Here is a 26,470-nt window from a genome sequence, read left to right on the forward strand (position 1 = left end):
AAATAATAAAACACTCAGAATAAATTTATGAATTTCATTAGAAAAATAACAACCAAACACTTTTTCATTATTGCTATTTGTTTATTGGTTCTTTTAAGTTTTTTTAAACTCTACTCTTATTCAGCAAAATATAAAGCAAAATTAGGAACTGTTTATATAAAGCAGCTAGAATTAATAAAATTTCACAGTTATTTTTTAGAAGAAAATATTTTAAATAATAATCTTTCAAAGGAACAATGGAATAAAGATTTTAACAGTATTCAAAATTATACTATGACATTATTTTGGAATGAGGATACAACTTTCGTATCCGATTTGTTTCAATGGAATAACTTTTTTAATAAATATGGAAATTACGAAGAAATAATTTCAGATGAGAATAAACAAAAGGAACTTATATCTGAATTAAAACACATAAATAAATATCTTGAAAGAATCATAACAGAAGCTTATGATTATCAAAAATCAGAGCTTAGATATTCTTTTTTTTATAAAGAATATAAAAATCGATTTTTTTATGACTATTTAAATAAAACTTCCATAGAGGATTATACTGAGTAAATTTATTCCTAACACTTATTATAATGTTGAGCTCTTTGCCAAAGTATATCGAAAATACTGGTAAATAGAGAATAAAAATAATATTTACTAGGTGTTAGTTGTATTGTTGAATTGAGATACGTGATGAATCTAAATTTACTGAAAAATGAAATAATTGTGTAAACAAAAAGAGAATCTTAGTATATACTTTGATAGCTAATAGTATTACTTATGTACTTGGATTAATTATGTTTAAAATATATTAACTATAAGAGAAATGAGATGGGGGATTAAATGCACTACAGTGTTTGGTTGAAAAACCATTTATTATGTATTTGATTGTAATTCATCAGGGATTCCTCATAAGCATGCTGCTAACAGAATGTATGCGAGGAAGATTAATCAGAAATCCACCATAACAAAGTGAGCAAGCCTTTCGTAAATTAGTGAATTCAAAGGATTCGAGCACTTTCGTGTGAAATTGATACGTTGTTTCATAATGCCACTATTTCATGGGTGAAACACCAACTTCTTGAGCTGATAAAATCTCTCTTGTTAGTCATCGAAAATATTTCTTTCTTTAATATAGAAAAAATTAATATTCCAATTTCAAAGAAATAAACTGTTAAGTGTAGCAGTTAATACTATTAAGAGGCTAATTCAAAATGAGTTTCAAATCATTTTGAGATTTAGTCTCTTTAACGTAACTAGCAAAAGTCTCCCATCTTCTATAAGTGGAGATGAATGCGTAACCTTAATACTTTTACATGGATAAAAAATCATAAATGTGAAATAATAAGAATGAATGTTCTTAAGATTCATTATGATTGTGTTGAAGAGTAAAGGTGTTGAAAGTAATGAAAATCAATAAAGCGTATAAATTCAGAATATATCCAAATGAAAATCAAATAGAGATTATTGAAAAATCTTTTGGTTGTTCAAGATATGTATATAATCATTTCTTAAACCAAAGGAATGAAATATATAAAGCAGAAAAAAGATGTATGAAATATACAGAACAACAAAATCAATTACCAAGTATGAAAAAAGAACTTGTATGGCTTAAAGAAGTTGATAGTACATCACTGCAGATGTCAATAAGAAATCTTGATGCTGCATTCAAAAATTTCTTTGAAGGTAGAGCAGACAGACCAAAATTCAAAAGTAAAAGAGACAACTATAAAACATATACAAGTAATTTTGTGAATAACAATATTGAAATTAAAAAAAATAAAATAAAACTGCCTAAATTGAAATATGTTAATGCAAAAATTCATAGATATTTTGAAGGTAGAGTAATAAATGCTACTGTTTCTAAAACATCAAGTGGTAAATATTTTGTATCTATATGTGTTGAAACAAAGATAGAGCCATTAAAAAAAGTATCGGGGAATGTTGGTATAGACTTAGGGTTATGTCATTTTGCAATATTATCAAATGGTGAAAAGATTGAAAATCCTAAGTATCTAAAAAAGTCATTAGATAAATTGGCAAAGGAACAAAGAAAATTAAGTAGTAAAGAAAAAGACAGTAACAATTGGAATAAGCAAAGAATAAAGGTTGCTAGACTACATGAACGTATATCTAATCAAAGATTAGACTTCATCCATAAGCTATCTAAAAGAATTATAAGCGATAATCAAGTTATAATTCTTGAAGATTTATCAGTTAAAAATATGATGAAGAATGATAAATTAGCTCAAAGTATTTCAGATGCAAGTTGGTATAAATTTGTTACTATTCTAGATTATAAGGCAAAATGGTATGGAAGAAAAATTCATAAAATAAATAGATGGTATCCATCATCTAAAACATGCAATAATTGTGATCATGTTTTAGATGAAATGCCAATGCATATAAGAGAATGGAAATGTCCTAAATGCGATAGCATTCATGATAGGGATATAAATGCCAGTAGGAATATCTTGAAGCAAGGGTTATTAGAAATAGCCTAAAAAAATAAGAACCGTAGGTCTTACGGGGATAGCCTGTGGAGAAAGTAGATTGCGAAATCTGTGAAGCAGGAAAAGTTCTTGGATACACCAAGAAGCCCCCACTTCAGCGTGAGTAAGTGGAGGGTAGTTCACTTATATTTGTAGATAATTTATAATTTTACAAAGTCTAATTCAAGCGATTATGGTTGAATCTTCACTGTCTTTTTGTGTTTTGTAAATTGTATGGTTTGAAATTTGAGTTGCCTTTTTTTATCTGTTTAATATTAGCAAAAAATAAATAATCAATTCCTTTAAGTTTAATTTCTAGGAATTGATTATTTACCAAATTCTAATTTAATCAGAAATACATTTTCTTCTATTAAAAACATTCCCTTCTTACTAATTTTACTTCTAAAAATCAAATCATCTCTAAAGATTGAGAATTAAATAAAATCTCTAAATCCTTAATTCTTTTTTCATTTCTAATTAAATATATTTTTAATAAAGCTTTAAAAGGTATTACTTTGAAAACACAGTTACTTGTAGATTAACTTTCTAATTATAACATAAATGATTTAAAAAATCTACAAGTTATCTGAATCTTCTTAACTTTCATTCTTGCTTTTTTCTTAGGCTGTATATGTTGCTTTGCTAGTTATTGAGTGAATTTTAGTAGCAACAAGTAATTTACATTCCATTCCAATTTCTTGAAGTACCTATGGGGTGATTATAAGACTCCTATCTTCTATAAGTGGGTTTTCCTATATTGAGTTGGTGTCATCCCATAAAATGATTTAAACTTTTTTGTGAAATAATATGTATAGTTAAAACCAGTTGCTTCAGAAATCTCAGTAACGTTCATTTGTGATCTAAGGAGTAAGTTCGCGGCCTTTTCAAGTCGTTTATTTTCCCTTACTTTAGAAAATGTTGCTCTTACTTCAGTAGAAAACTTTTTAGATACGTACTTATAATTTAAATCTAACTTATCACATATATCATTGAGGGAAGACTTGTCTAGAATGTTGTTCTCTAAATATTCTAAAAGTAATTTAGTACTCTCAGAGTAATCAGTATTCTTTTCAAGATTTTTGATCTTTTGTTTGTAATATTTCAGTATTTTAAACTGAAATAACAATATATCATTAGGTGAATTGAGTTTTTCAACTTCTCTGATAAACATATCAGAAGCACTGAATGCTTCCTCAGAACTCATCCCCAATTTAATAGCAGACCGTGCAATAATTGTTGTACCAACAATAACCCTGTTCTTTTGACTTCTAATAGGATTATCTGCAAGAGGCGGCAGTATAAGAGATCTAAAACTCTTCCCTAACATGGTAACAATATCAATGTCTTTAGTAAGGGCATCATTAAAGAGCTTTTCCTCTGTATATAAAGAATGATGTTTGATTCTTCTGCCAGTATCTATTTTTATTTCTTCATAGTCAGCAGATTCTTTATAGTGTAAGTCAATCTCTTTTAACTGCATTTGTCTTTGAGAATTAGATGCAATAATCATCAACTCCATGAAACTGGATAATTGACTTTGTCTGATAAGAGGTAGTCTCTCATAATACTTTATGAACTTAAGATTTTCTTGAAGCGTATTATCAGTCAAAGCAGTATTAATCTTCATAGGACCCATAAATAAAGTACCTGAATAATTTGATTTGAAATACAGGTGTACATAAAAAAGAATTTCATTACATTCGAGATAAAGTATTCCGGAAGTCATATCAGTATTATTAGAACTCTCTAAAATTTTATTACGAATATAGCCATCACATGGCTCTAACAAAGTTTGTTCAATAGCTAGTTCTCCTAACTCGTAATTCTTATCAAAATAATTGACATAATAACCAGTAGTCATTGTTAACATAGTACAGACTTGGTCTATGTGTCTTTCAATCAACTGTCCTTTAGAATTATATAACATGTTCCCTCCTAAACGAAAATGTATTATATATGACGATTATATATTATCTTTTAGATTTTATATTAGTATACAATAAAATTAATCAGAAAAGAAGGGGAGGAATTATGAAGTCTAAAAAACTTTTATTTGTGTTATTAGGAGCATTTACATTGGGTATGTTAATATTTGAAACAGTACTCTATGGGGGACATAAAAGAAGCAGCAAACTAATTAAGGAGAAACAGCAACATGTTATATAAAGAACTAATCGAAAAAATGACATTGGAAGAAAAAGCTTCTTTGATGTCAGGCGCTAACTTTTGGAATACAAAAGCCATTCCACGTTTGAACATACCATCAATTATGCTTACTGATGGTCCTCATGGTCTTAGAAAACAAGGGGGAAAAGCAGATCATCTAGGCCTTAACAAAAGTATTCCAGCAACATGTTTTCCAACAGCTGCTACACTTGCAAACAGTTGGGATACAGAACTCATAAAAAAAGTGGGTGAATATATAGGAAATGAAGCTTCCAATGAAAACGTGAACGTGTTACTTGGACCAGGTCTTAACATAAAAAGAAATCCATTGTGTGGTAGAAATTTTGAGTATTTTTCAGAAGATCCCTACCTTACAGGAAAACTATCGGCAGCAATGATTCAAGGGATACAAAAAACAGGTGTTTCTGCATGTCCCAAACATTTTGCAGTAAACAGTCAAGAAACAAGAAGAATGATTGTGGACGAAATAGTAGATGAAAGAGCACTACACGAGCTGTATTTAGAAGGCTTCAGATATGCAGTAGAAGACGGTAAACCTAAGACAATCATGACATCTTATAACAAAGTTAACGGTGTGTATGCTAATGAAAATACCTATTTGCTTAAAAATGTGTTAAAGGACCAATGGGGTTTTGACGGTTTAATCGTTACAGATTGGGGTGGCAACAATAACCGTGTAGAAGGTTTAAAAGCAGGTAACCAGTTGGAAATGCCATCTACAAATGGCATGACAGATCAAGAGATTGTTGAAGCAGTAAAAAACAATGAATTAGAAGAAGCTATACTTGATGAACGTGTGGAGTCATTATTACGTATAGTATTTGATACACATAAACATACACACTGTACAAAAACTATCTCAGAAGAAACACAACACAAAATGGCAATAGAAGCTGCATGTAAATCTTTAGTACTGTTAAAGAATGAAGGAATGCTGCCACTTAAAGATAGAAACCAAAAAATTGCTATAATCGGAGATTTTGCAGATAAACCAAGATACCAAGGTGCAGGCAGTTCACTCATTGTACCAACAAAGATAGATAGTCTACTTAATGAAATCAAAAAATCATCTTTGAATGTTATTGGTTATGAAAAAGGATTTAAAAGATTAGGTGGCCATAGCAAAACACTTCAAAATAAGGCATGTTATTTAGCAAAACAATCTGACATAGTATTACTCTTCTTAGGATTAGACGAAGGCAGTGAAGCAGAGGGTATAGATAGAAAACATATGAGACTCTCTGATAATCAACTTCTGTTATTGGATAAATTGCATGAAGTGAATGGAAATATTGTACTCATTCTTGCCGGTGGATCACCTATTGAGATGCCTTTTATAGAAAAAGTAAAAGCAGTGTTGCACAGTTATTTACCAGGACAAGGTGGCGGTAGTGCTATTGTAAAAGTATTAACAGGTGATATAAATCCATCAGGTAAACTGTCAGAAAGTTATCCTATATCTTACTCAGATGTACCTTCAAGTAAAATATATCCTGGAAAATACCTGACATCAGAACATCGTGAAAGTATTTTTATTGGGTATAGATATTATGACACTGCTAAAAAAGAAATATTATTTCCATTTGGTTATGGTTTGTCTTATACATCTTATGAATATAAGAACTTAATTTTCAATGGGAAAACAGCATCCTTTAGTATAAGAAATACAGGGGAGTATGAAGGAGAAGAAATAGTTCAACTCTATGTAAAACCATTAGATAGAAAAGTATTTTCTGCAGAAAAAGAACTCAAAGGTTTTGTGAAAGTACCTTTAAAACCAAATGAAGAAAAACAAATCATTATACCACTGGATAAACATGCTTTTTCATACTACCATGTGGATCAAAAAAAATGGGTAGAAGCAAGTGGTGAGTATGAAATACTGATTGGTGCATCATCACGTGATATTAGACTGTCATCAAAACTGACAAAAACAGGAGACAGTACAGTACCATATGAAAATATAGATGTTTTAATTTATGACTCATGTGATGTTCACAACATTAAAACAGAAGATTTCGAGAAATTGTATGGTAAAAAAATGCCAAACTCAAATTGGGATGAAAGTAAAATTTTAGATAGAAACGATATCGTAGAACAGTCTAAATATGGGGGCATATTTGGTAAATGTTTGTATGCACTCATTCCGTTTATTAAAAATTTGCTTTCATTCATGAAAAAACCAATCACATCTAATAATGTCATGTTTATTTTAGAAATGCCCTTCAGGAGTATCGCAAGAATGTCTGGTGGCAGAATGAATATGGAAATGTTAGATGGTTTTATAGAAATGGTGAATGGACATTTCTTTAAAGGTTTATTCAAAATGATAAAATATAAATGGTTTATAAAGAGGGGGAGAAAATGAGTAATCGAAAAGAAATCAAACAAAAGGCAAAAGAAAAGTTTCTTTTAGACAAAGCGAAGCAAAAAGAAAGAAAGTTAGAAATATCAAAACTGTCTGCTGAACAAAAAAAGCTCGAAAAAAACAATGACAGACTAGAAAAAAAGAAAAATAAAAAAGAACGAAAACTTGATTTAAAGAATATGGACAAACAAGAAAGAAAGTTAAACAAACGCCATGACAAATATTATAAAAAGTTAAAACGTAGACCTATAAAATATTCTATAATAGCACTTTTGATGGTTGTGATTGTTTTTGTTGGTTATACTTTTGGACCGGTTATTGGTGACATCTCTAATTTGATGAGTATTGAACTGACAAATGATACCCCAGAAGCTATTGAAGCTTTAGAACACGGTGAAGAAGTTGCTGAAATGATATCAGATGAAGGGATTGTACTTTTAAAAAATGATGAAGACTTTTTACCATTAACAGACAAATCTTTAAATGTATTTGGTTTTTCTGCATTGAACTTCAGATTAAGTGGTGGTGGTTCTGGTGGTGCTGACCAAAGTAGAGCAGTCAGTTTGTTTGATGGTTTGTCAAACTCAAATATTTCGTACAATACTACTTTATATGACTACTATAATGATAATAGAGCATTAACAGGAAAGGAAAAATCAACAGGCCTAGGTCAAGTACTGGATATGTTTATGGGCAAGGAATTGATTAATGAACCAGATATAAAGTACTTAACAGAGGAAATGATTAAAGAGGCTCAAAGTTACTCAAGTAATGCTATGGTTGTTATTTCAAGTTCCAGTGTGGAAGCATCAGATGCAACTGTTGAAGATTTAAGACTATCCAAAAATCAAAGAGATCTATTAGAAACTGTTACTGCGAATTTTGAAAATGTTATTGTGATCATCAATGCAGGAAACACATTAGAACTAGCATTTTTAGAAGAGTATCCAGAAATAAAAGCAGCACTTTGGGTTGGTACACCAGGTTCTAGAGGCGCGAATTCATTAGGTAAAATCTTAACAGGAGAAGTAAATCCTTCAGGGAGATTAACAGACACATATGTATACGATGTAAGCAGTCACCCTTCAGTAGTAAACTTCGGCGATTATGAATACACAAACATTGATGGTATAGGATTCATGAACTATGAAGAAGGCATTTATGTAGGTTATCGCTATTTCGAAACATACTATCAAAAGGATGAAGCCGGTTATGAAAAAACAGTACAATATCCATTTGGATATGGTTTAAGTTACACAGACTTTGAATGGAAAGTACTCAGTGAAAATTTTGATGATGAAACAATTAGTATAGATATTGAAGTAACAAATACAGGGGAAGTACCAGGTAAAGATGTTGTACAAGTATACTTTAAACCACCATATTATGAAGGTGGCATTGAAAAATCATCTATCGAACTTGCAGGCTATGAAAAAACTAAACTTTTAAATCAAGGAGAATCAGAAGTAGTTACCATCTCATTTGATAAAAGAGATATGTCTTCATACGATATGGAGCAAGAAGCATATGTCCTTGAAGCAGGAGATTATGAAATAAAAATCAGTAATAATGTTCACAAACATATACTAAGTCTTCCATATGAAATAAAAGAAACGATTATATACAAAGAAGATGAAGTAACAGGAACAGAACTAAAAAATTTATTTGGTTATGCAGATGGTAATTTAAGATACTTGTCTAGAAATGACTGGGAAAACACATATCCAAATATTGAAGATACAGTATATGAAGCAGAAGTATCTTTAGTAGAAAAATTCTATGCAAGACCAGAAAAATCTGATTTAGAAGAACCTACAACAGGTGCAGAAAATAATATTCTACTAAAAGACTTAAAGGGATTAGAATATGATGATCCTAAATGGCAATTATATTTAGACCAATTCACTGTAGATGAAATGAAAGCACTGGTTACAAATGGGGCCTATAGAACTGTTGGCGTAGAGAGACTTGGTCTGCCAAGTAGTTTGCTTTTAGATGGTCCAGCAGGGATTAACTTCTTCTTTAAACAAAACACAGCAGCAGCTTATCCCACAGAAATTGTAATTGCATCCACGTGGAATGATGATTTGGCTTATAAAATGGGTGAAGCAATAGGTATGGAAGCTAACGCTTATGGTGTAGACGGTTGGTATGCTCCTGGTATGAACATTCATAGATCACCACTTGGTGGAAGAAATTTTGAATACCTATCAGAAGATCCATTACTGTCAGGAAAAATAAGTGCAAATATGGTAGCAGGTGCACAATCAAAAGACATCCTTGTCTTTATGAAACACTTTGCTTTAAATGAACAAGAAGTTAATGCAAGATCAGGTATCATGATATGGGCAAACGAACAAGCTATAAGAGAGTTGTACTTACGACCATTTGAAATCACAGTAAAAGAAGCAGAGGTGACTGGTGTGATGTCAAGTTTCGTTCATTTCGGGCATAAATGGGCAGGAGGAAATCCTGAGTTATTAGAAGATGTTCTTAGAGAAGAGTGGGGCTTTGTAGGTGTTGTATCCACAGATGCAGTACTAGGAGATTTTATGGACCTTAACTTAGCTATGAGATATGGAAATGACTTAATGTTAAGTGTTGCACCGACTTTCCTTGAAAGAGATTTTGACAAGTTGTACAAAGAAGATCCTTCAGGCTTTTTAACAGGTGTAAGGGAACGTGTACACAATATATGTTACGCACTACTTAACTATACAAATCTAATAGAATAAAAAGGTGCGCAGTTACACAAATATAATTAAATATATTAGCATAAAATAAATATTATAGAAAATATATCAAAAATTTCTTGGAGGTGAAAACAATTCAGGAAGGAAATAAATATACAGGTGCAATGGAAACAAAGTGTCTTATTATAGCCTACTCATATCATCATAATAATACCGCAAAAATTGCAAGTATATTTTCAGAGGTACTGAATGCAAAGGTAAAGACCCCAGAGCAGGTGATTTTGGAAGAGTTACAGGAGTATGATCTTATAGGTTTTGGAGCAGGCATAGATAGTGGAAAACACTATAAACCTCTAATTGACCTTGCAAATAAAGTGCCAAAGGTAAATCAAAAGAATGCATTTATATTCTCAACAAGTGCTGTACAAGGTGAAAAGAAAGTTAAAAAGGACCACTCATGTTTAAGAAAAATTCTAGAATCAAAGGGGTACACGATTTTAGATGAGTTTAGCTGTAAAGGGTTTAATACTAATAGTTTTCTTAAATTTTTTGGTGGGATGAATAAAGGAAGACCAAATAATGAAGATATACAAAATGCTAAAAAATTTGCTAAAAGCTTGCAGAATGGCACTGTTTTATAAATTATACTTAACTGCATAATTAATGGTGTTAAAGTAAGAGTTGGTATTTGATAGGGTATAAGGGAATATGTTATTTATATATTAATATTAAGTAGAAAAAGACTATGAAACTTCATAGTCTTTTTGTGTTTTGTAAATTGAAATATTTGAAATTGAGGTTGATTATTAATGTGCCTAATATTAGCCAAAAAATAAATAATCAATTCCTTTAAGTTTAATTTCTAGGAATTGATTATTTACCAAATTCTAATTTAATCAGAAATACATTTTCTTCTATTAAAAACATTCCCTTCTTACTAATTTTACTTCAAAAAATCAAATCATCTCTAAAGATTGAGAATTAAATAAAATCTTTAAATCCTTAATTCTTTTACATTTCTAATTAAATATATCTTTATTAAAGCTTTAAAAGGTATTACTTTGAAAACACTGTTACTTATAGATTAACTTTCTTAAGATTGATTATAAATTAGAATTTGTAGAAAAGATTTATCTTTTCTTAAATTAATTATAACATAAATGATTTAAAAAATCTATGGAATATTCTGAATTTTCTTAACTTCTATTCTTGCAAAAAGTAATAGTTGTTGTTTATTTTTTTATTAGACGAATATGGATTTGAGTATATAAAAAATAATAAAATACAAATACTAAATGTAATCAGAAAAATAATATAAATGATATATTATTCCAAATGTCTTTTATAAAATTCTGAGTGATTATTTAGTATATGAGATAAAAAAAGAGGAGGTATGAATAATGAAGGATTATGAATTTGCAAATTTGACTGAAGATCAAAAGTTAATATTACAAAATGCTGAAAAAACTTTGAATGAAGGAAGAAAAGAACCAATTTTGATTATTGCTTATGATTCAAAAGAATAAGGTACTTTTATAAATTAATAGTTTATGTACTATACTTTATATAAATGATAAATTACTAACATTACAAGTTAACAACGTAAAAATGCACAAGGGTACGGTTGTCTTGTGCATTTTTAATAAACAATATTACTCTTTATGCTCAACATCTCCTGGTACATCCATCAGATGAAATTTCCCTTCACCTTTCAAATAACAATTGAAGAATTCAAGAGTAAGTTTATTGATTGTTTTTAAGCAATATTCAGTATCTGTTTCTGATTTCTTCTGATTTAAAAAATGTGTTAATAATGGACTGGTAAGTGCTAAATCGGTCAGTGATAAATGTCCAACCCCCTGGATATATGCATTAAAAGCAATTGCATCTGTATCAGAGAGAAGTGTATAATTTTCTGCATATTGACTCCATTCGGAAAGATGACTCCACGAGGAGTCCGAGTACACATTAAGTACAGGCACTGGATATATCTCATCTGTAAAAATAAACCCATCATCATCTACACCCTCAATGTCATCTAAAAACGGGGATTCTAAAGCCATTACAGCACTTACATCATCACGCCTTCTTCCAATTCCAAGTGCAGCTGAGCCACCGAGAGAATGTCCCATGACGCCTATTTTCCCTTTGTCAACAAGTTTATATACCTTATCTGCATCATTGTTATTGTCTTCTGTAAGTATATAATCTATCACAAAATTTATATCTCCTTTTCGAATTCCCATCCACTTTTGAAAATATTCATAACTTTGTTGTTTATGGGAATGGGCATCTTGAGCTTTGATCTCCTTTATATATTCCATATTAATCCAGGTTTTATTTCCCTTCACATCCGTAGTGAATAATGATTGGAATGTATGATCTATGGAAGCAACAACATACCCATGAGAGGCAAGTTCCTTGAAAAGCGACTCATTGCTTGTTCTTATTCCAAAGCTACCATGGGAAAACACGATAAGGGGATATTTTGCATCAGTCGCTTCAGGATACCAGAACTCAACGTTTAGTTTTCTGTTTTCTCCTGTATTAGTGTAGGTTTCCACTCGATTTTTATCGGTATATGTATAAAGGTCGGTTGCAATCTTAAACTCACCGGTTGTTTCTATCATTTCATACTTAGGAAATAAAAAAATTGGAATCAACGCAATAATGATAAGTAAAACATTAGATATGGTTTTTATAATGATTCTTCGACATTTATATTCTTTCTTATCAGACTTGTTACGTATCAAAGTCAACACACTAAATACTGCCCAAACAAACAACAGCACTGCAATAGATTTCCATCGAAAATTCAATTTGATAATAGACATTAATGTAAATACAATGAATACAGCAAAAATGCTTATACGCATAATGCTTCTAGTCCTTTTCTGATTTGATTTAGAGCAGATACAATATACTGCAAAGGTAGTCTCGATAATAACTGCAATAAATAATATAATTATTCCCATAGATTTTCCCCCCAATCTATATGGTTTTCATTGATATATATTATATCTAACTTTTACAATGCTCTTGGATGATATCATGTTGTTTTTTTCTAAAGTTCTATTACGTCAGACATTAAATAGAATATTCACTAAATAGCCATTTAATTATATCATGTATTTTACAAATTTGTAAGAATGTATAAAACTTAAGTGCATTCTAGGCTATGTAATAATGTCAATAGACATAAGAAAAATTGGATTAATATAGTATGAAGCAAATTATAAGTATAACTTAGAATAGTTTCAAATATAATATGGTGGCAATAACACGTAAACCCTTGATATATGCTAAGGGAGAACGTATGTAAAATAAGCAGGGGATTAATAAATACAGAAAATAAAATGCAAAAAAATTGGCATTAAATTAGCATTGAAAATTTATTATAAAACTTGGAAAAAAAACTATTGCTTTATTAAAATTTAAAAAGTATAATTAATCAGATGGAAGTTTAATAATTATAAATATCATGTTTAGTAATTGTAAATATTCATCTGATTTTCGAGTTATTTTGCAGTGGTAAAAACAAATTTATCGCACAAACATAGTAACAATACATGGATTAAGCTGGTTAAATCATTTAATGAATTATTTTAACAAAATCTATAATTACATATTTCAGGAGGGAAACATATATGACTATTAAAGGATGGATTTTATACAGTCCATTTAAAGAGAGAGTTAAACAAGATAGTTATGAAAATCTTAGATTTTTAGAAGTTGCAAAAGAAAATGACATTGAACTAAAGATATTGCATCCAGAGCAATTTGACTTAATTGTAACAAAAAGAGATGAAAAATCAGTATTCTTAGATGGTGAACCAGCAGATATCCCAGACTTTGTTATACCTAGATTAGGTGCGCATACTTCATATTTTTCACTTGCAATTCTTAGACAACTTGAAAAATTAGGTGTTCATATTGTAAATGCACCGGATAATATAGAGATGGTAAAGGATAAATTATATACTCAACAAATGCTAGCAACTAATAATCTCCCTGTTCCAAAGACTATGCTTATTAGATTTCCAGTTAATGAGGAGTTAGTTAAGAAGTATTTAGGATATCCAGTAGTAGTAAAGAGTATTAGTGGTTCTCAAGGAAGTGGAGTTTATCTAACTCATGATCAAAGTGATTTTAGAGATCTTATGCAGCTTATGACAACTACTAAGACAAGCATGAATTTTATCTTACAAGAATTCATAAAAGATAGTTTTGGCAAAGATTTAAGGGTATTTGTAGTTGGAGGTAGAGCAGTTGCTTGTATGGAAAGATGTTCAGGAGATGGAGGTTTTAAAGCTAATTTTTCACAAGGTGGAAAGGTGAAAAATTATGAGATGAATGCAGAGATAGAATGGTTAGCTACTGAGAGTGCAAAAATATTAGGATTAGATGTAGCTGGAATAGATTTATTATTTGATGGAGAACATTACAAAATTTGCGAAGCTAATTCGTCACCTGGATTTCAAGGATTAGAAGCAGCGACAGGAATTAATACTGCTAAAGAAATATTTGATTACTTAAAAATTAGATTAAATTTATTATAGATAGATTAAATAAAAGTATTTTGATTAGGAAAATGTTCAAAAAACTACATGATATTGATAAGGAGATATATTATGAGAAATGAAGATATCAAAATTACCAAAGAGGAACTAAAAAAAATTTTTAGAAGAGTTGATAAAAGTAATAACATGAATTTTGAAACATTAGAAGAGCTTTTGAAAGATGAATACTTAGATAATAGTTTAGTTTTTGAAATCATAGACAATCTTGAAACAGGATATGGGTTCTCCTGTGAAGCGGACTTAGATGATATTACAGAAGATGAGATTGAAGCATTAGTAGACACTATTAATAATATTTAAAAACTGATTAGCAATTATGATTTTTAGGGGGGAGCTAAATGAAGGTTGCAATTATTTACAATAAGGATTTTAATGGAGTTATTAATAGGTTTGGGCTTCAAAATAGAGAAATTTATTCAGAAGATAGTGTAAAGAGAGTTTTCAAAGCATTAGAGTCAGGGGGACATAATGTAAATATAATTGATGGTAACATGTATGTAGCCGAAAGTCTTCAAGAATTTATGCCAAAGGTTCTTGAGGGAGAAAAGATGGGAATGGTATTTAATATGGCTTATGGTATACAGGGGGAAAGTAGATATACTCATATACCCGCCTTTTTAGAAATGTTAGGAGTTCCTTATGTAGGTTCAAATCCATCAGGACACTCACTTGCACTGGATAAAGTGTTTACTAAAATTGTTTTGCAAAAATATTCTATTCCAACTCCAGAATTTTGGGTATTTAATTCACATAAAGATGAAATAAAGGATATGGAATATCCATGCATTGCTAAACCGAAAATGGAGTCAGTATCATTTGGATTAAAGGTTGTATATAATGATGATGAGTTAAGGGAGTCAGTTGAATTTATTACTAATGAATTTAAACAACAAGTTTTGGTAGAAAGGTTTATTAGAGGAAGAGAATTTTGCGTTGGATTGTTAGGTAATGGTGAAGATTTAGAAGCATTTCCAGTATTAGAGATAGATTTGGATAATAACCCTGATGCAATTCAAACATGTGATGATAAAAAATATGCCCCTAAAAACAAAATTTGCCCTGCAGATATTTCAGAAGAATTGGCAAATGAAATGATTGAACTTAGTAAGAAAGCTTTTAATGTGTTACATTTAAAAGATTTTGCAAGAGTTGATATTAGGTTAGATGAGAATGGAAATATATATATATTAGAAATAAATTCTATGGCTAGCTTAGGAAGAACTGGTTCATATGTTCATGCAGCGAGTGTAGCAGGATATAGTTTTGAGAAATTAGTCAATAAAATATTGGAAGTGGCAGGTAAAAGGTATTTTATAGAAAATAATGAGAATGAACCAAACGAGAGTTCACAGAGTATAAATGTTAAAATACGAAGTTATTTGAGTGAAAATCAAGAAAATTTTGAAAATTTAACAAAGAAAGCAGTTGATTTGAATACTTACGTTAGGAATATTGAGGGAGTTAATACTTTTTCTGATTTAATTATAAAAAATTTAACCCCATTAGGTTTCAAGTCAACAATTATACCCCAAATAGAAATTGGTGACTTTGTATTTTTAACAAATTGTGAAGAAGAAGAGTATGATGTGTTAATTTTAGGAAATACAGATGATAATGTGAAATTGCCCAAGCATAAAAATTTCGAAAAAAATCAAAACAAATTATATGGAACTGGAATATGGAAATACAAAGGAACTATTATCTCACAAATAGCAGCATTAAAGGCTCTTGATAAACTGAAACTTTTAAAAGAAATAAAAATTGGCATATTACTAACAAGTGATAATTCTATCCAAGGAAAATTTTCAAAGGATATAATAAAGAATATCTCACAAAAAGCTAAGATGGTTATAGGATCAAATGGAAGTAATTCAGAAGGAGGAATAATAACATCCAGATCAGGCTCTGCGATTTATGAGTGTTATATGAATCTTTTAAACAAGGAGGGAGCTTTTGATTCTTCGGAAGCAGTTGCACTATTATCTAAATGTATATCAAAGTGGTCGAGTATGAGTAAGCGAGAAGATGGTTTAATTGTGCTTCCAGAGGATATAAACATTCAATCAAGAATCATAAATTCTTATTCAAATGGATATGTAAGGTTGAATGTTAGATTTAATAATAATGAAGATATAAAAGATTTGGATGAAAGAATTAGGAATGTAATCCCTAAGAAACTAAAGAATAAATTTCAAATCTATATCAAAGGGGGAGTTACAAGACCGGCTATGCAAAGCAATAAGATTTCTAATGAACTATTTGAGAATCTTAAAAAAATTGCAAATAAGATAGATGTTAGATTGAAGGAAGAACATGTATGGGAATCATCAAATATTTGTTATGTTAGTGATTCAATTCCTACCATTGATGGTATAGGTCCAACAGGTTGTAAAGTTAACGATAATTTAGAGTTCATTTACAAACATAGCATTCTTGAGAAAGCATATCTTATAGCCTTAATATTATATGATGCAAAAAAATAAGATATAGAAAATTTAAGAGTTAAGAATAGTAGCTATCTATTTGTGTATGAATGAAGCTACTATTTTTTATGGTTAAAATTAATCCAAATATTATTACCAATTCACTCATAGTAATAGTTATATATTTATATAATTTAGTAATAGTATTTATATGAGAAAGGATAGAGTTATGTTAGAAGGGAAATGTCCAGTGACAGGACGAACAAGCAAAGCAGTAGCCGGAGGGGGACCAGCTAATGAGTATTGGTGGCCAAATCAGCTTAAGCTTAATATTCTTCGTCAAAACTCAGAACTAAGTAATCCTATGTCTAAAGATTTTAACTACGCTGAAGAATTTAAAAAATTAGATTATTATGAACTAAAGAATGATTTATATAAGTTGATGACAGATTCTAAGGAATGGTGGCCTGCTGATTATGGTCACTATGGACCATTTTTTATTCGTATGGCTTGGCATAGTGCTGGAACATATAGAGTAGGTGATGGTAGAGGAGGTGGAGGGTTAGGATTACAACGTTTCCCACCACTTAATAGCTGGCCAGACAATATAAATTTAGATAAAGCTCGTCGTTTACTTTGGCCTATTAAAAAGAAATATGGAAATAAAATATCTTGGGCTGATCTTATGATATTGACAGGTAACGTTGCATTTGAATCTATGGGATTAAAGACAATTGGTTTTGGTGGTGGCAGAGTAGATGTTTGGGAACCACAGCAGGATATTTACTGGGGGAGTGAAAAAGAATGGCTTGCAGCTGAGCGTAATAAAGATGATAAAAAACTTGAAAATCCTCTTGCTGCTACACAAATGGGCTTAATTTATGTAAACCCAGAGGGACCAAATGGAAATCCAGACCCTAAGGCATCGGCCCATGATGTAAGAGTAACATTCTCTCGTATGGCAATGAATGATGAGGAAACTGTTGCGCTTATAGTAGGTGGTCATACTTTTGGTAAATGTCATGGTGCTGCATCACCTTCATATGTTGGACCAGAACCAGAAGCTGCACCTATTGAACAGCAAGGGTTGGGGTGGCAAAATAGCTATAAATCTGGTAAGGGCCCAGATACCATAAGTAGTGGGATTGAAGGCGCATGGAAAGCAGAGCCTACAAAGTGGACAATGGGTTATTTAAAAACATTACTCAAATATCAATGGGAATTAGTTAAAAGTCCCGCAGGAGCATATCAATGGCTAGCAAAAGATGTAGATGAAGAGGATATGGTAGTTGACGCCTATGATCCATTAAAAAAGCATAGACCTATGATGACAACAGCAGATTTAGGACTTATTTATGATCCTATTTACAAACCAATAGCAAGGTATTATCTAGAAAATCCAAAAAAATTAGCAGATGATTTTGCCAGGGCTTGGTTTAAATTAACCCATAGAGATATGGGACCAATATCAAGGTATCTTGGTCCAGAAGTTCCAAAAGAAAGCTTTATTTGGCAAGACCCAGTGCCAAAAGTTAACTATAAGTTAATTAATAAAAAGAATATTTTAGAGCTTAAGAAAAAGATTTTAGCTTCAGGCTTGTCAATATCAGAACTTGTTACAACAGCTTGGAAATCAGCATCAACATTTCGTGGTTCAGATAAGCGTGGAGGGACAAATGGGGCAAGAATACGCCTAAAGCCACAAAGGCAATGGCAAATTAATGAGCCAGAAGAGCTTAGCAAGGTTTTAAATATTCTAGAAAAAATTCAAATGAGTTTTAATAGGTCACATTCAAAGGATAAGAAGGTTTCTTTAGCTGATATTATTGTATTAGGTGGATGTGCTGGTATTGAACAAGCTGCAAAAAATGCAGGGTATAACATTACTGTTCCTTTTACTCCAGGACGAACTGATGCAACCCAAGAGGAAACAGATATAAAGTCATTTAGTTATCTTGAACTTAAGGCAGATGGATTTAGAAACTATATAAAAGATAAATATGAAGTAACATCTGATGAAATGTTAATTGATAGAGCACAATTATTAACACTAACTATTCCAGAAATGACAGTATTAATTGGTGGTATGCGTGTTTTAAACACAAATTATAAAGGATCAAAGGATGGTGTGTTTACAAAGAAGGAAGAATGTCTTACAAATGATTTCTTTGTAAACCTTCTTGATATTAATACCCTGTGGAAGGCGTTACCTGAAAATAAGGAAAAATTTATAGGTTTCGATAGAGAAACAGGGAGGAAGATGTGGACAGCAACAAGAGTTGATCTAATATTTGGATCAAATTCACAACTTCGCGCAGTTGCTGAGGTATATGCATCTAATGGCAATGAGAAAAAGTTCTTACTAGATTTTGTAGCTGCATGGAATAAGGTAATGAATGCAGACCGTTTTGATGTTGAAGAATAATATTAAATAACATTGATTATTTTCAGAAATACCAGAGGGGTATAATAAATTTCTAAAGGAATTTATTATACCCCTCTGGTATTTATTAGTATTAACTCTTATATTTTTTACGAGAAAGAGACAAACCTATATACCACTTATTAATGCTATATATAGTCCTTAATCATACTTACTTTGCTAAATATACTTTGCATCGTTATCCAGTTATCTTTTTTTATTTGTAATATACATAAAAGTATTTAGGGAAAATTATTAAACTATTTTTATCTAAATAAAAAGAAGATACAATAAATAATCTTACAAAATTTTAATAATCTTACAAAAGCTTAAGTTATAAATAGGTTAGTGAACATGATAAATTTCATACATAATCCATATAATGTATAAATATCTAATAGTGTATGATTAAAATAATTTATAAGTTATAAAAGGGGGAAAGGAATTGTGAAAGAAAGTAAAAGGGGTTTATTAGGATGTATACTTTTTTTGATATTAATAACTTTTACTTCTTGTGGGGACATAATTGCTAAACAAGAGAAAGCGCCCATATTGTTAGCTGATAGAAAAATTGATTTCATGACAGAGGTGGCGATTAAGAAAGATATTGAGGATAAGTTTGAAGTTGATGGGAGAGTATATAGTAGCAAAATTCAAAAGCTATCTTTTAAGAAAGCAGGAAAATTATTATATTATGATGTTTATGTAGGTAAAGAAGTTAAGAAAGGAGAACTTCTGGCAGCTATTGATATTAGTGAAATTGAACATAAAATAAAAATTTCTAAGCTTAAAGTTGAACAAGAAGAAATAAAATTAGTTTTAGCAAAAAGAACTGGGGATCAGCATAAAATTAAAGAGGCAGAAATAGCTTTAAAAATTGCAAACATGGAATTAAAAAAATTAAACCAATATCTTGATAATAGTACTCTAGTAGCTGAAGTAGATGGAATAATATCTTCTGTTAGTAAAAAAGATATAGGGTCTATAGTTAATCCTAATATTACCATGATAAGTATTATGGATACCAATGAATTAGGGGTTAAATTTAATCTTAATAAAACACAATTAGAACAAATTAAAGTTGGAGATTCTATTGAAATTGTTATAGATGATAATGATTATAAAACAGAGATAGTTAATATAAAGAAGAATCAAGTTATTGCAGAAATGCCTAAGGAATTAGAAGGAAGATTGAAAATTGCTTATAAAATTAAAGTGAAAAAATCTTTAAAGACAATAAAAGATGCTATTTTAGTTCCCAAAATAGCAATATATAAAGATTCAACAGGAGCTAGTAAAGTTCAAGTTTTAGAAGATGAAAAAATAATTACTAAGAGTGTTAAATTAGGGGTTGAACTGGATGATTATTTTCAGATATTAGAAGGGGTTAAAGAAGGTCAGGAAATTATTGTTAAATAGGAGGTGAAAAAATGCTATTCAGGTTATTAAAAAAAATCAGTAAGAATTATGGTGTTTTTTTATCGTTATTCTTTGGGATTATTTTATCTTTAGTAATAATTAACTGTACTGTAATATATGGAAATTCATTAAAAGATTCCTTATTTCAAAAAATATTAACGAATTATGAAAGGAAGCATGGTGAAACTGCTGGTACTGTTCTTATTCACAATAACAATATGGACTTACATGAGGGATTTTCTAAAGAGGTAGAGAATTATAATAAATTAGTTTTAGATAGATTTAATATGAATATAAATACAGGACGAAGTATGGCAATTGCAGAGTATAGTGTTTTTTGGGATGAAGATACAGATATAACTAAACGAGGTTTTTATAATCGAGATTATCAACTAATAAGTATAAAGGATTTTAAAGATCATATTGATATAATTCAAGGGAGAATTTTCAATAATTCTTTTGTACAAGGGAATAAAAATGTTGTAGAAGTTGTAGTTGATAAAAAGACTATGATAGATTTAAGGTTAGAAATAGATAAGCTATATAGAATGGAGTTAGTTGACAAAATTAAGCACGAAAGTATATTAAATCTGCTTGATCAAAAACTTAGTTTAAAACAAAGAACGAATTATTTCAAAATCGTTGGAGTTTATGAATTAAAAGAGAATGATGTATTTTGGAGAAAAGGTATATGGAAGAATATTGATAATAGTTTTGTGGTCCATGAAAATGTTTTGAGCCAATTATGTAGAAATGAAAAAGGGAAAATTAAACTTAGTAGTGAATATTTTATTGATTTTTCTAAGTTTAAATATTCAGACAGAAATGAATTTCTCAATGAACTCTACAAGGCTGAAGATGAATATAGTATTATAAATTCTCAGTTCGTTCTTAATATAAAAAGTTTAATTAATGATGATAATAAAAACTTTAGATTAGTTAATAATATGCTTTGGATTATACAAATACCAGTGCTTGCAATTTTATTTTTGTATATTTTAATGATAACTGGAGTAATTGTTGAGAGAGATAAAGATGAGATTGCACTTTTAAAAAGTAGGGGGGCAACAAGTTTTAATATATTAAGTAATTATTTATTTGATGGGGTTGTTATATTAGCTGTTGGATTATTAGTTGCGCCAGTTTTTTCTTTATTTGCTGCAAAATATATGAGTACTACTAGTGGTTTTTTAGAGTTTAATGGAGAGTATTCAAGAAATATATATTTCACTAAAAATAATATATATTTTTCAATAGTTACAAGTATAGTTTTTTTATGTGCCTTATTTATTCCTGTAATTAAAGCAACTAGAGTAGGGATAGTTAATAGAAGACAATCTAAGGTTAGAATAAAATTTTCAACTTGGAAGAAAACTTTTATTGATTTTATTTTAATTGGTGTTGGTTTCTATGGATTTAATTTATTTATGAATTCTCGAAATGTGGCAAATGATATTAAGCTTGATATAAACTTTATATCATTAGATCCATTAATTTTTATATCAGCTACAGCTTTTTCATTTGGATTGAGTTTATTTTTTCTTAGAATATATCCATATTTGATTAAGTTCATACTTAAAACATTTAAAAAGATTATGCCAGCCCATTTGTTTGTTTTATTTTCTAACTTAGGTAGAAAAGGGGATAAAAGAGAGTATACTATGTTATTTATAATGATAATGATTAGCTCATCTATATTTAATTTAAAAATTGCACGTACTATTAATACAAATGTTCTAGATAACGTAAAATATATGTCTGGTTCTGAAATCAAAATGGTTGGACATTGGGTAAAAGATAGAGGGCATGATTTTAAAGGGAGTCAAGAAATTGAAGGAGATTCACATGAAGCATTCGAATCAATGGATGCAATATTTGACGTTACTCATTATACAGAACTTATTGAACCAGATTATTCACAATTTGAAAGTTTACAGTCCTTAGAAACAATAGCAAAAGTAATGAAAATTCAAAATATAAACCTTAAATATTCAGGTTTAACTATTGATAGGGTAAACATTATTGCAATTGAGCCAAAACAGTTCGGCGAAGTCGCGTATATGAGAGAAGACTTGACACCAGTACATTGGTATAATTATTTGAATATTCTAGCTAAACAGCCAGAAGCAATATTTTTGAGTTCAAATATGAAAGACTTGAAAAAACGTGAAATAAAGCCAGGTGACTTAATTGAAGTTGAAATTCATGGATTAAAAGAAAATCTTATTTTTGGTGGTTATATTGATTATTGGCCAGAATATCAGAATAAAAATGAGTACATTCTTGTGGGTAATTTTAACTACATTTATTCAAGGTTAGCTAGATGGCCATATGAAATTTGGGGAAAGTTAAAAGAAGGTAAAAAAGAAAGTGACCTTCTCAAGGAACTAGAAGAAAAATCTATAACTATAGCAGAATTTTCAAGTATCAGTGAATTTACCAAGGAAAATATTTTTATAAAAGCTGTTAACGCTTCTATAACTATTTCTTTTATATTATCAATGATAGTAACCCTTTTAGGCTTCATGATTTATTGGTGTATTTGCATAAAAGAAAGAGAATTACAATTTGGAATATTAAGGTCATTAGGTTTAAAGATACGAAAAATATATACCATGATATTTGTAGAGCAAATACTAGTTACTGGAACATCATTAATAGTTGGTATTGGTATAGGTCAATTCATCAGTAGTAAGTTTTTACCGGTAGTTACTGAAATAGTATTTGGTAATAGTTTAGTATTGCCAATAGTTGATTATATAGCAAATAGTGATTATTTACTTATTGTTGCTATATTCATTATATCTGTTATTTTCGTTTTAGTTATTATTCTAAAATATATCTCTACTATTAAAATTAGCCAAGCAATTAAAATAGGAGAGGATTAAGTTCTAGGTGATTATTAAGAATATAAGAAGATAATTGAGAATTTGATAATTTTGAGATAGTGGACAATAACTGAAGGAGGATATAGTTGTGAGAAAAAGGATATATTTAGCCTTATGTGTTAGTATATTTTTTATGTTTACCTCATGTAAAAAAAATGAACAACCATCAAATTTAGCTGATTTGAAGTGTTTAAGTAATGTAACAGTAAAACATGAAACAGTAAAAGTAACAAGAGGTGATTTAAAGGAAATCATTGAAGAAAAATCAATAGTTGTTTTACCGAGAGTGAATATAGATGTTAGATTTGAATATGATGTTATTTTGAAAAAAGTTCATGTTAAATATGATCAGATCATTAAGAAGGGAGAGTTAATTGCTGAATTAGATACACAAAAAATTGAGGAAGATATTGAATTTCAAGAATTTCGAGTTGAACAAGAGAAAGTACTTTATAATAAGATGAAAAGTTCTGGAAACAGTAAAGAGGAAATAAAGATTCAAGAGTTAGAGATAAAAATATTAGAAGAGAAATTAAAAAAATTAATACAAGATAAGGATAAGTTTAAAATTTATGCACAAACCGATTGTTATATTATTAAAGGTGATCTTATTACTGGGCGAGAAGTTGAAGCTGGAGATAGTTTATTTGTTATTGCAGATGCATCAAAATTTATAATAAAAAATCGTAATAAGATAGATATGTCCAAGTTTACTAATGTTAAAATTGGTGATTATGCAAAACTTACTCATGAAAACCAAACGTTTACTGGTGAGGTTTGTTTTATATCTTTTGATGAACAGAATTTGGGGGAAATACACTTTAGAGTAAATGATGGTATTTCATTTGGCAGAAAAAAATTTGATGCTGTACGACTAATTGCTAATTTCGATTCTGTAATATTAAAAGATGTATTAACCGTACCTAGATCAGCTGTCAAAGGTTTTCCAAAAAAATATGTAGAAACAATTAAAGATGGAATAAGACGATTAAGATATATTAAGTGTGGTGTTTTAGGATATAATGATGAAAATCAAATAACTATCCAAGTGATTGGTGGATTAAGGGAAGGTGAAGATGTAATTCTTAAAACAGAGAGTACTTTGAATGGGGAACTATGATATTAATACGGTAGTGTCAAAAGTATTGAAAATCAAGGGGTTACGTCGAAAGTACCATTAAAACTTTTGACAATACCATTAATACTTGGGGAGGAAGAATATGAAAGAAATCATTATTGAGACAAGATCCGTTACTAAGCAATTTAAAAATGGAAATATAATTGTTAATGCACTACAAGATGTTTCAATAAAAACTTATAAAGGTAAATTAACTATATTAAAGGGACGGTCTGGAGCAGGAAAAACTACTTTAATGAATATTATGGCAACTATGGACAAACCAACAACAGGAGAAGTTATTTTTAAAGGAACTAAAATTAGTGATTTAAGTAATGATAAAAAAGATGATTTAAGAAGAACAAATATGGGAATTGTGTTTCAATCAGGAGCGTTAATATCAACTTTAACTGCAAGGGAAAATGTAGAACTAGGATATAAAATTTCAGGAAAAAAAATAAGAAATATTTCTAAAAGAATTGATGTGGTATTAGATTTAGTAGGGATGAAAAAAAGAGCACAACATTTTCCATATGAGTTATCAGGGGGAGAGGCTCAAAGAATTGCGATTGCAAGAGGAATAATTCATAAACCAGAAGTATTATTTGTTGATGAACCTACTTCAGCACTAGACTCAAAAACTGCAATAAGAGTTGTTAGAGTATTTAAAAAGCTTGTTGAAGAAGATGGAGTAAGTATTATAATGAGCACTCATGACCCAGAAATGATTGAAATAGCTGATGAGGTATACACTTTAAGTGATGGGGTGATTGTTGATGAGTAATGAGAATTTAATTTATTGTGAGAATTTAATAAAAATATATAAAACTGACGAAACAGAAGTTGTTGCTCTACAGGGATTAGATTTAACGGTTAAAAAGGGCGAGATGATGGCTATTATAGGAAACAGTGGTAGTGGAAAATCAACCTTGATGAATATGATTGGTGGGCTTGATAGAGCTAGTGCTGGGAAATTAATTGTTGATGGTAAAGATTTATTTAAAATAAAGGATAATGAATTAATAGAATATAAAAGAGATACTGTAGGATTTGTTTGGCAAAATAATGCTAGGAATCTTATGCCGTATTTATCAGCTGAAGAAAACATAGAATATATTATGAGTATGAAGAAGGGTAATAATAAAAAAGAAAAAGCTCATGAATTATTAAAAATGGTAAATATGTATCATAGAAGAAAAAATAATTTAAGTCAACTTTCTGGTGGAGAGCAACAGAGGGTTGCAATTGCAATTGCATTATGTAATTCGCCAAAACTTTTACTTGCTGACGAACCAACTGGCTCAGTAGATACTAAAACAAGTGAAAGTATCATAGATGTTTTTAGGAAAGTCAATAAAGAACTAGGTGTAACAGTAGTTCTTGTATCACATGATAGGAATATTTCTAAAATGGTTGATAGAGTTGTAGCTATCAGTGACGGAAGGACAAGTAAGGAATTTATTAAGAGAGTTAATATTAAGGAAAGATTTGCAGATATTGATAAGGAATTAGAAAGCAATACACATGATGAAGTAGCTGTTATTGATAAAAGGGGAAGAATTCATATTCCGGATGATTATATTCAAGAATTAAATATAAAAGGCAAAGTAAAGATGGAAATTCAGGATAAAAAGATAACAATAGCTCCTTATATAGAAGGATAGAGGTAAGTGGAAATTTATTGATGTTGATATATTTAATTATAAATATCCCATAGATATAACTGATTCAACTGATATTTTAAATATTAATGTATGACAAAGAAATCACTGATTTTATTTATTTAGGACTGTACTCAGCATGGCCTAAATTTTAAATCAAACTCTACAAGAAGGTAGTGAGCTAATTATTAAAGAACGTAGTTATTGGACGTTCTTTTTTTGTGCAATT

18 protein-coding genes are annotated in these 26,470 nt (G+C 29.8%); 16 read left to right on the forward strand and 2 right to left on the reverse strand.

From position 1 onward, the window contains the following. Positions 1 to 27 precede the first annotated feature (27 nt). On the forward strand, positions 28 to 561 hold the full coding sequence (locus OW730_RS14750; RefSeq protein ID WP_271224821.1) for a hypothetical protein: 534 nt from the start codon (positions 28 to 30) through the stop codon (positions 559 to 561). An 836-nt stretch (positions 562 to 1,397) separates the two neighbouring features. Beyond that, positions 1,398 to 2,495 carry an IS200/IS605 family element RNA-guided endonuclease TnpB gene (gene tnpB / locus OW730_RS14755; RefSeq protein WP_333781220.1) on the forward strand — a complete coding sequence of 366 codons (1,098 nt, stop codon included), beginning with the start codon at positions 1,398 to 1,400 and terminating at the stop codon, positions 2,493 to 2,495. A gap of 724 nt (positions 2,496 to 3,219) precedes the next feature. On the opposite strand, the gene OW730_RS14760 is transcribed toward tnpB, so the two are convergent. Further along, complete coding sequence (locus OW730_RS14760) at positions 3,220 to 4,410, reverse strand: helix-turn-helix domain-containing protein (protein ID WP_271224822.1); 1,191 nt, start codon at positions 4,408 to 4,410, stop codon at positions 3,220 to 3,222. Between the two features lie 104 nt (positions 4,411 to 4,514). On the opposite strand from OW730_RS14760, the gene OW730_RS14765 reads away from it, so the two are divergent. The 5 genes from OW730_RS14765 to OW730_RS14785 all read left to right on the forward strand — a co-directional run bounded on the left by OW730_RS14765 (position 4,515) and on the right by OW730_RS14785 (position 11,257). Next, positions 4,515 to 4,649 carry a hypothetical protein gene (locus OW730_RS14765; RefSeq protein WP_271224823.1) on the forward strand — a complete coding sequence of 45 codons (135 nt, stop codon included), beginning with the start codon at positions 4,515 to 4,517 and terminating at the stop codon, positions 4,647 to 4,649. 43 nt (positions 4,650 to 4,692) lie between these two features. Next, the gene (locus tag OW730_RS14770) at positions 4,693 to 7,038 is read left to right on the forward strand and encodes a glycoside hydrolase family 3 C-terminal domain-containing protein (RefSeq protein WP_271224824.1); all 2,346 of its coding nucleotides are present in this window, start codon (positions 4,693 to 4,695) and stop codon (positions 7,036 to 7,038) included. After that, positions 7,035 to 9,773: a glycoside hydrolase family 3 protein gene (locus OW730_RS14775; RefSeq protein ID WP_271224825.1), complete on the forward strand. Its 2,739-nt coding sequence runs from the start codon at positions 7,035 to 7,037 to the stop codon at positions 9,771 to 9,773. Before OW730_RS14770 ends, OW730_RS14775 begins: the two co-directional genes overlap by 4 nt. Positions 9,774 to 9,856: 83 nt before the next feature. Continuing rightward, positions 9,857 to 10,372 (forward strand): flavodoxin family protein, encoded by a 516-nt coding sequence (locus OW730_RS14780; protein WP_271224826.1) that lies wholly within the window; start codon positions 9,857 to 9,859, stop codon positions 10,370 to 10,372. Positions 10,373 to 11,131: 759 nt separating this feature from the next. Beyond that, positions 11,132 to 11,257 carry a hypothetical protein gene (locus OW730_RS14785; RefSeq protein ID WP_271224827.1) on the forward strand — a complete coding sequence of 42 codons (126 nt, stop codon included), beginning with the start codon at positions 11,132 to 11,134 and terminating at the stop codon, positions 11,255 to 11,257. A gap of 126 nt (positions 11,258 to 11,383) precedes the next feature. On the opposite strand, the gene OW730_RS14790 is transcribed toward OW730_RS14785, so the two are convergent. Beyond that, positions 11,384 to 12,706, reverse strand: coding sequence for an alpha/beta hydrolase family protein (locus OW730_RS14790; protein ID WP_271224828.1), 1,323 nt, complete (start codon positions 12,704 to 12,706; stop codon positions 11,384 to 11,386). A gap of 672 nt (positions 12,707 to 13,378) precedes the next feature. Between OW730_RS14790 and OW730_RS14795 the strand changes: the two genes are divergently transcribed. The 9 genes from OW730_RS14795 to OW730_RS14835 all read left to right on the forward strand — a co-directional run bounded on the left by OW730_RS14795 (position 13,379) and on the right by OW730_RS14835 (position 26,244). Then, on the forward strand, positions 13,379 to 14,290 hold the full coding sequence (locus OW730_RS14795) for an ATP-grasp domain-containing protein (RefSeq protein WP_271224829.1): 912 nt from the start codon (positions 13,379 to 13,381) through the stop codon (positions 14,288 to 14,290). 72 nt (positions 14,291 to 14,362) lie between these two features. Next, positions 14,363 to 14,611, forward strand: a complete 249-nt coding sequence (locus OW730_RS14800) for a hypothetical protein (RefSeq protein WP_271224830.1) — start codon at positions 14,363 to 14,365, stop codon at positions 14,609 to 14,611. 38 nt (positions 14,612 to 14,649) lie between these two features. Further along, positions 14,650 to 16,794 (forward strand): ATP-grasp domain-containing protein, encoded by a 2,145-nt coding sequence (locus tag OW730_RS14805; protein WP_271224831.1) that lies wholly within the window; start codon positions 14,650 to 14,652, stop codon positions 16,792 to 16,794. A 169-nt stretch (positions 16,795 to 16,963) separates the two neighbouring features. Then, positions 16,964 to 19,159, forward strand: a complete 2,196-nt coding sequence (katG, locus tag OW730_RS14810) for a catalase/peroxidase HPI (RefSeq protein WP_271229576.1) — start codon at positions 16,964 to 16,966, stop codon at positions 19,157 to 19,159. Between the two features lie 444 nt (positions 19,160 to 19,603). Next, positions 19,604 to 20,575 carry an efflux RND transporter periplasmic adaptor subunit gene (locus OW730_RS14815; RefSeq protein WP_271224832.1) on the forward strand — a complete coding sequence of 324 codons (972 nt, stop codon included), beginning with the start codon at positions 19,604 to 19,606 and terminating at the stop codon, positions 20,573 to 20,575. A gap of 11 nt (positions 20,576 to 20,586) precedes the next feature. Next, a complete protein-coding gene (locus OW730_RS14820) occupies positions 20,587 to 23,463 on the forward strand; it encodes an ABC transporter permease (protein ID WP_271224833.1) in 2,877 nt (958 codons plus the stop codon). 88 nt (positions 23,464 to 23,551) lie between these two features. Then, positions 23,552 to 24,583 (forward strand): efflux RND transporter periplasmic adaptor subunit, encoded by a 1,032-nt coding sequence (locus OW730_RS14825; RefSeq protein WP_271224834.1) that lies wholly within the window; start codon positions 23,552 to 23,554, stop codon positions 24,581 to 24,583. A 100-nt stretch (positions 24,584 to 24,683) separates the two neighbouring features. Continuing rightward, a complete protein-coding gene (locus OW730_RS14830) occupies positions 24,684 to 25,364 on the forward strand; it encodes an ABC transporter ATP-binding protein (RefSeq protein ID WP_271224835.1) in 681 nt (226 codons plus the stop codon). After that, positions 25,357 to 26,244: an ABC transporter ATP-binding protein gene (locus OW730_RS14835; protein ID WP_271224836.1), complete on the forward strand. Its 888-nt coding sequence runs from the start codon at positions 25,357 to 25,359 to the stop codon at positions 26,242 to 26,244. Before OW730_RS14830 ends, OW730_RS14835 begins: the two co-directional genes overlap by 8 nt. Positions 26,245 to 26,470: the final 226 nt, after the last annotated feature.

The organism is Oceanirhabdus sp. W0125-5 (assembly GCF_027938815.1).
GTDB lineage: Bacteria > Bacillota > Clostridia > Clostridiales > Clostridiaceae > Oceanirhabdus.

Bases quoted from the DNA above. Each gene is read 5' to 3' on its own strand.
- OW730_RS14835 (WP_271224836.1), top strand. From the start codon at position 25,357: ATGAGTAATGAGAATTTAATTTATTGTGAGAATTTAATAAAAATATAT.
- OW730_RS14750 (WP_271224821.1), top strand. From the start codon at position 28: ATGAATTTCATTAGAAAAATAACAACCAAACACTTTTTCATTATTGCT.
- OW730_RS14795 (WP_271224829.1), top strand. From the start codon at position 13,379: ATGACTATTAAAGGATGGATTTTATACAGTCCATTTAAAGAGAGAGTT.
- OW730_RS14785 (WP_271224827.1), top strand. From the start codon at position 11,132: ATGAAGGATTATGAATTTGCAAATTTGACTGAAGATCAAAAGTTAATA.
- OW730_RS14760 (WP_271224822.1), bottom strand. From the start codon at position 4,410: ATGTTATATAATTCTAAAGGACAGTTGATTGAAAGACACATAGACCAA.
- katG (WP_271229576.1), top strand. From the start codon at position 16,964: ATGTTAGAAGGGAAATGTCCAGTGACAGGACGAACAAGCAAAGCAGTA.
- OW730_RS14765 (WP_271224823.1), top strand. From the start codon at position 4,515: ATGAAGTCTAAAAAACTTTTATTTGTGTTATTAGGAGCATTTACATTG.
- OW730_RS14820 (WP_271224833.1), top strand. From the start codon at position 20,587: ATGCTATTCAGGTTATTAAAAAAAATCAGTAAGAATTATGGTGTTTTT.
- OW730_RS14775 (WP_271224825.1), top strand. From the start codon at position 7,035: ATGAGTAATCGAAAAGAAATCAAACAAAAGGCAAAAGAAAAGTTTCTT.
- OW730_RS14790 (WP_271224828.1), bottom strand. From the start codon at position 12,706: ATGGGAATAATTATATTATTTATTGCAGTTATTATCGAGACTACCTTT.
- OW730_RS14830 (WP_271224835.1), top strand. From the start codon at position 24,684: ATGAAAGAAATCATTATTGAGACAAGATCCGTTACTAAGCAATTTAAA.
- tnpB (WP_333781220.1), top strand. From the start codon at position 1,398: ATGAAAATCAATAAAGCGTATAAATTCAGAATATATCCAAATGAAAAT.
- OW730_RS14800 (WP_271224830.1), top strand. From the start codon at position 14,363: ATGAGAAATGAAGATATCAAAATTACCAAAGAGGAACTAAAAAAAATT.
- OW730_RS14805 (WP_271224831.1), top strand. From the start codon at position 14,650: ATGAAGGTTGCAATTATTTACAATAAGGATTTTAATGGAGTTATTAAT.
- OW730_RS14770 (WP_271224824.1), top strand. From the start codon at position 4,693: ATGTCAGGCGCTAACTTTTGGAATACAAAAGCCATTCCACGTTTGAAC.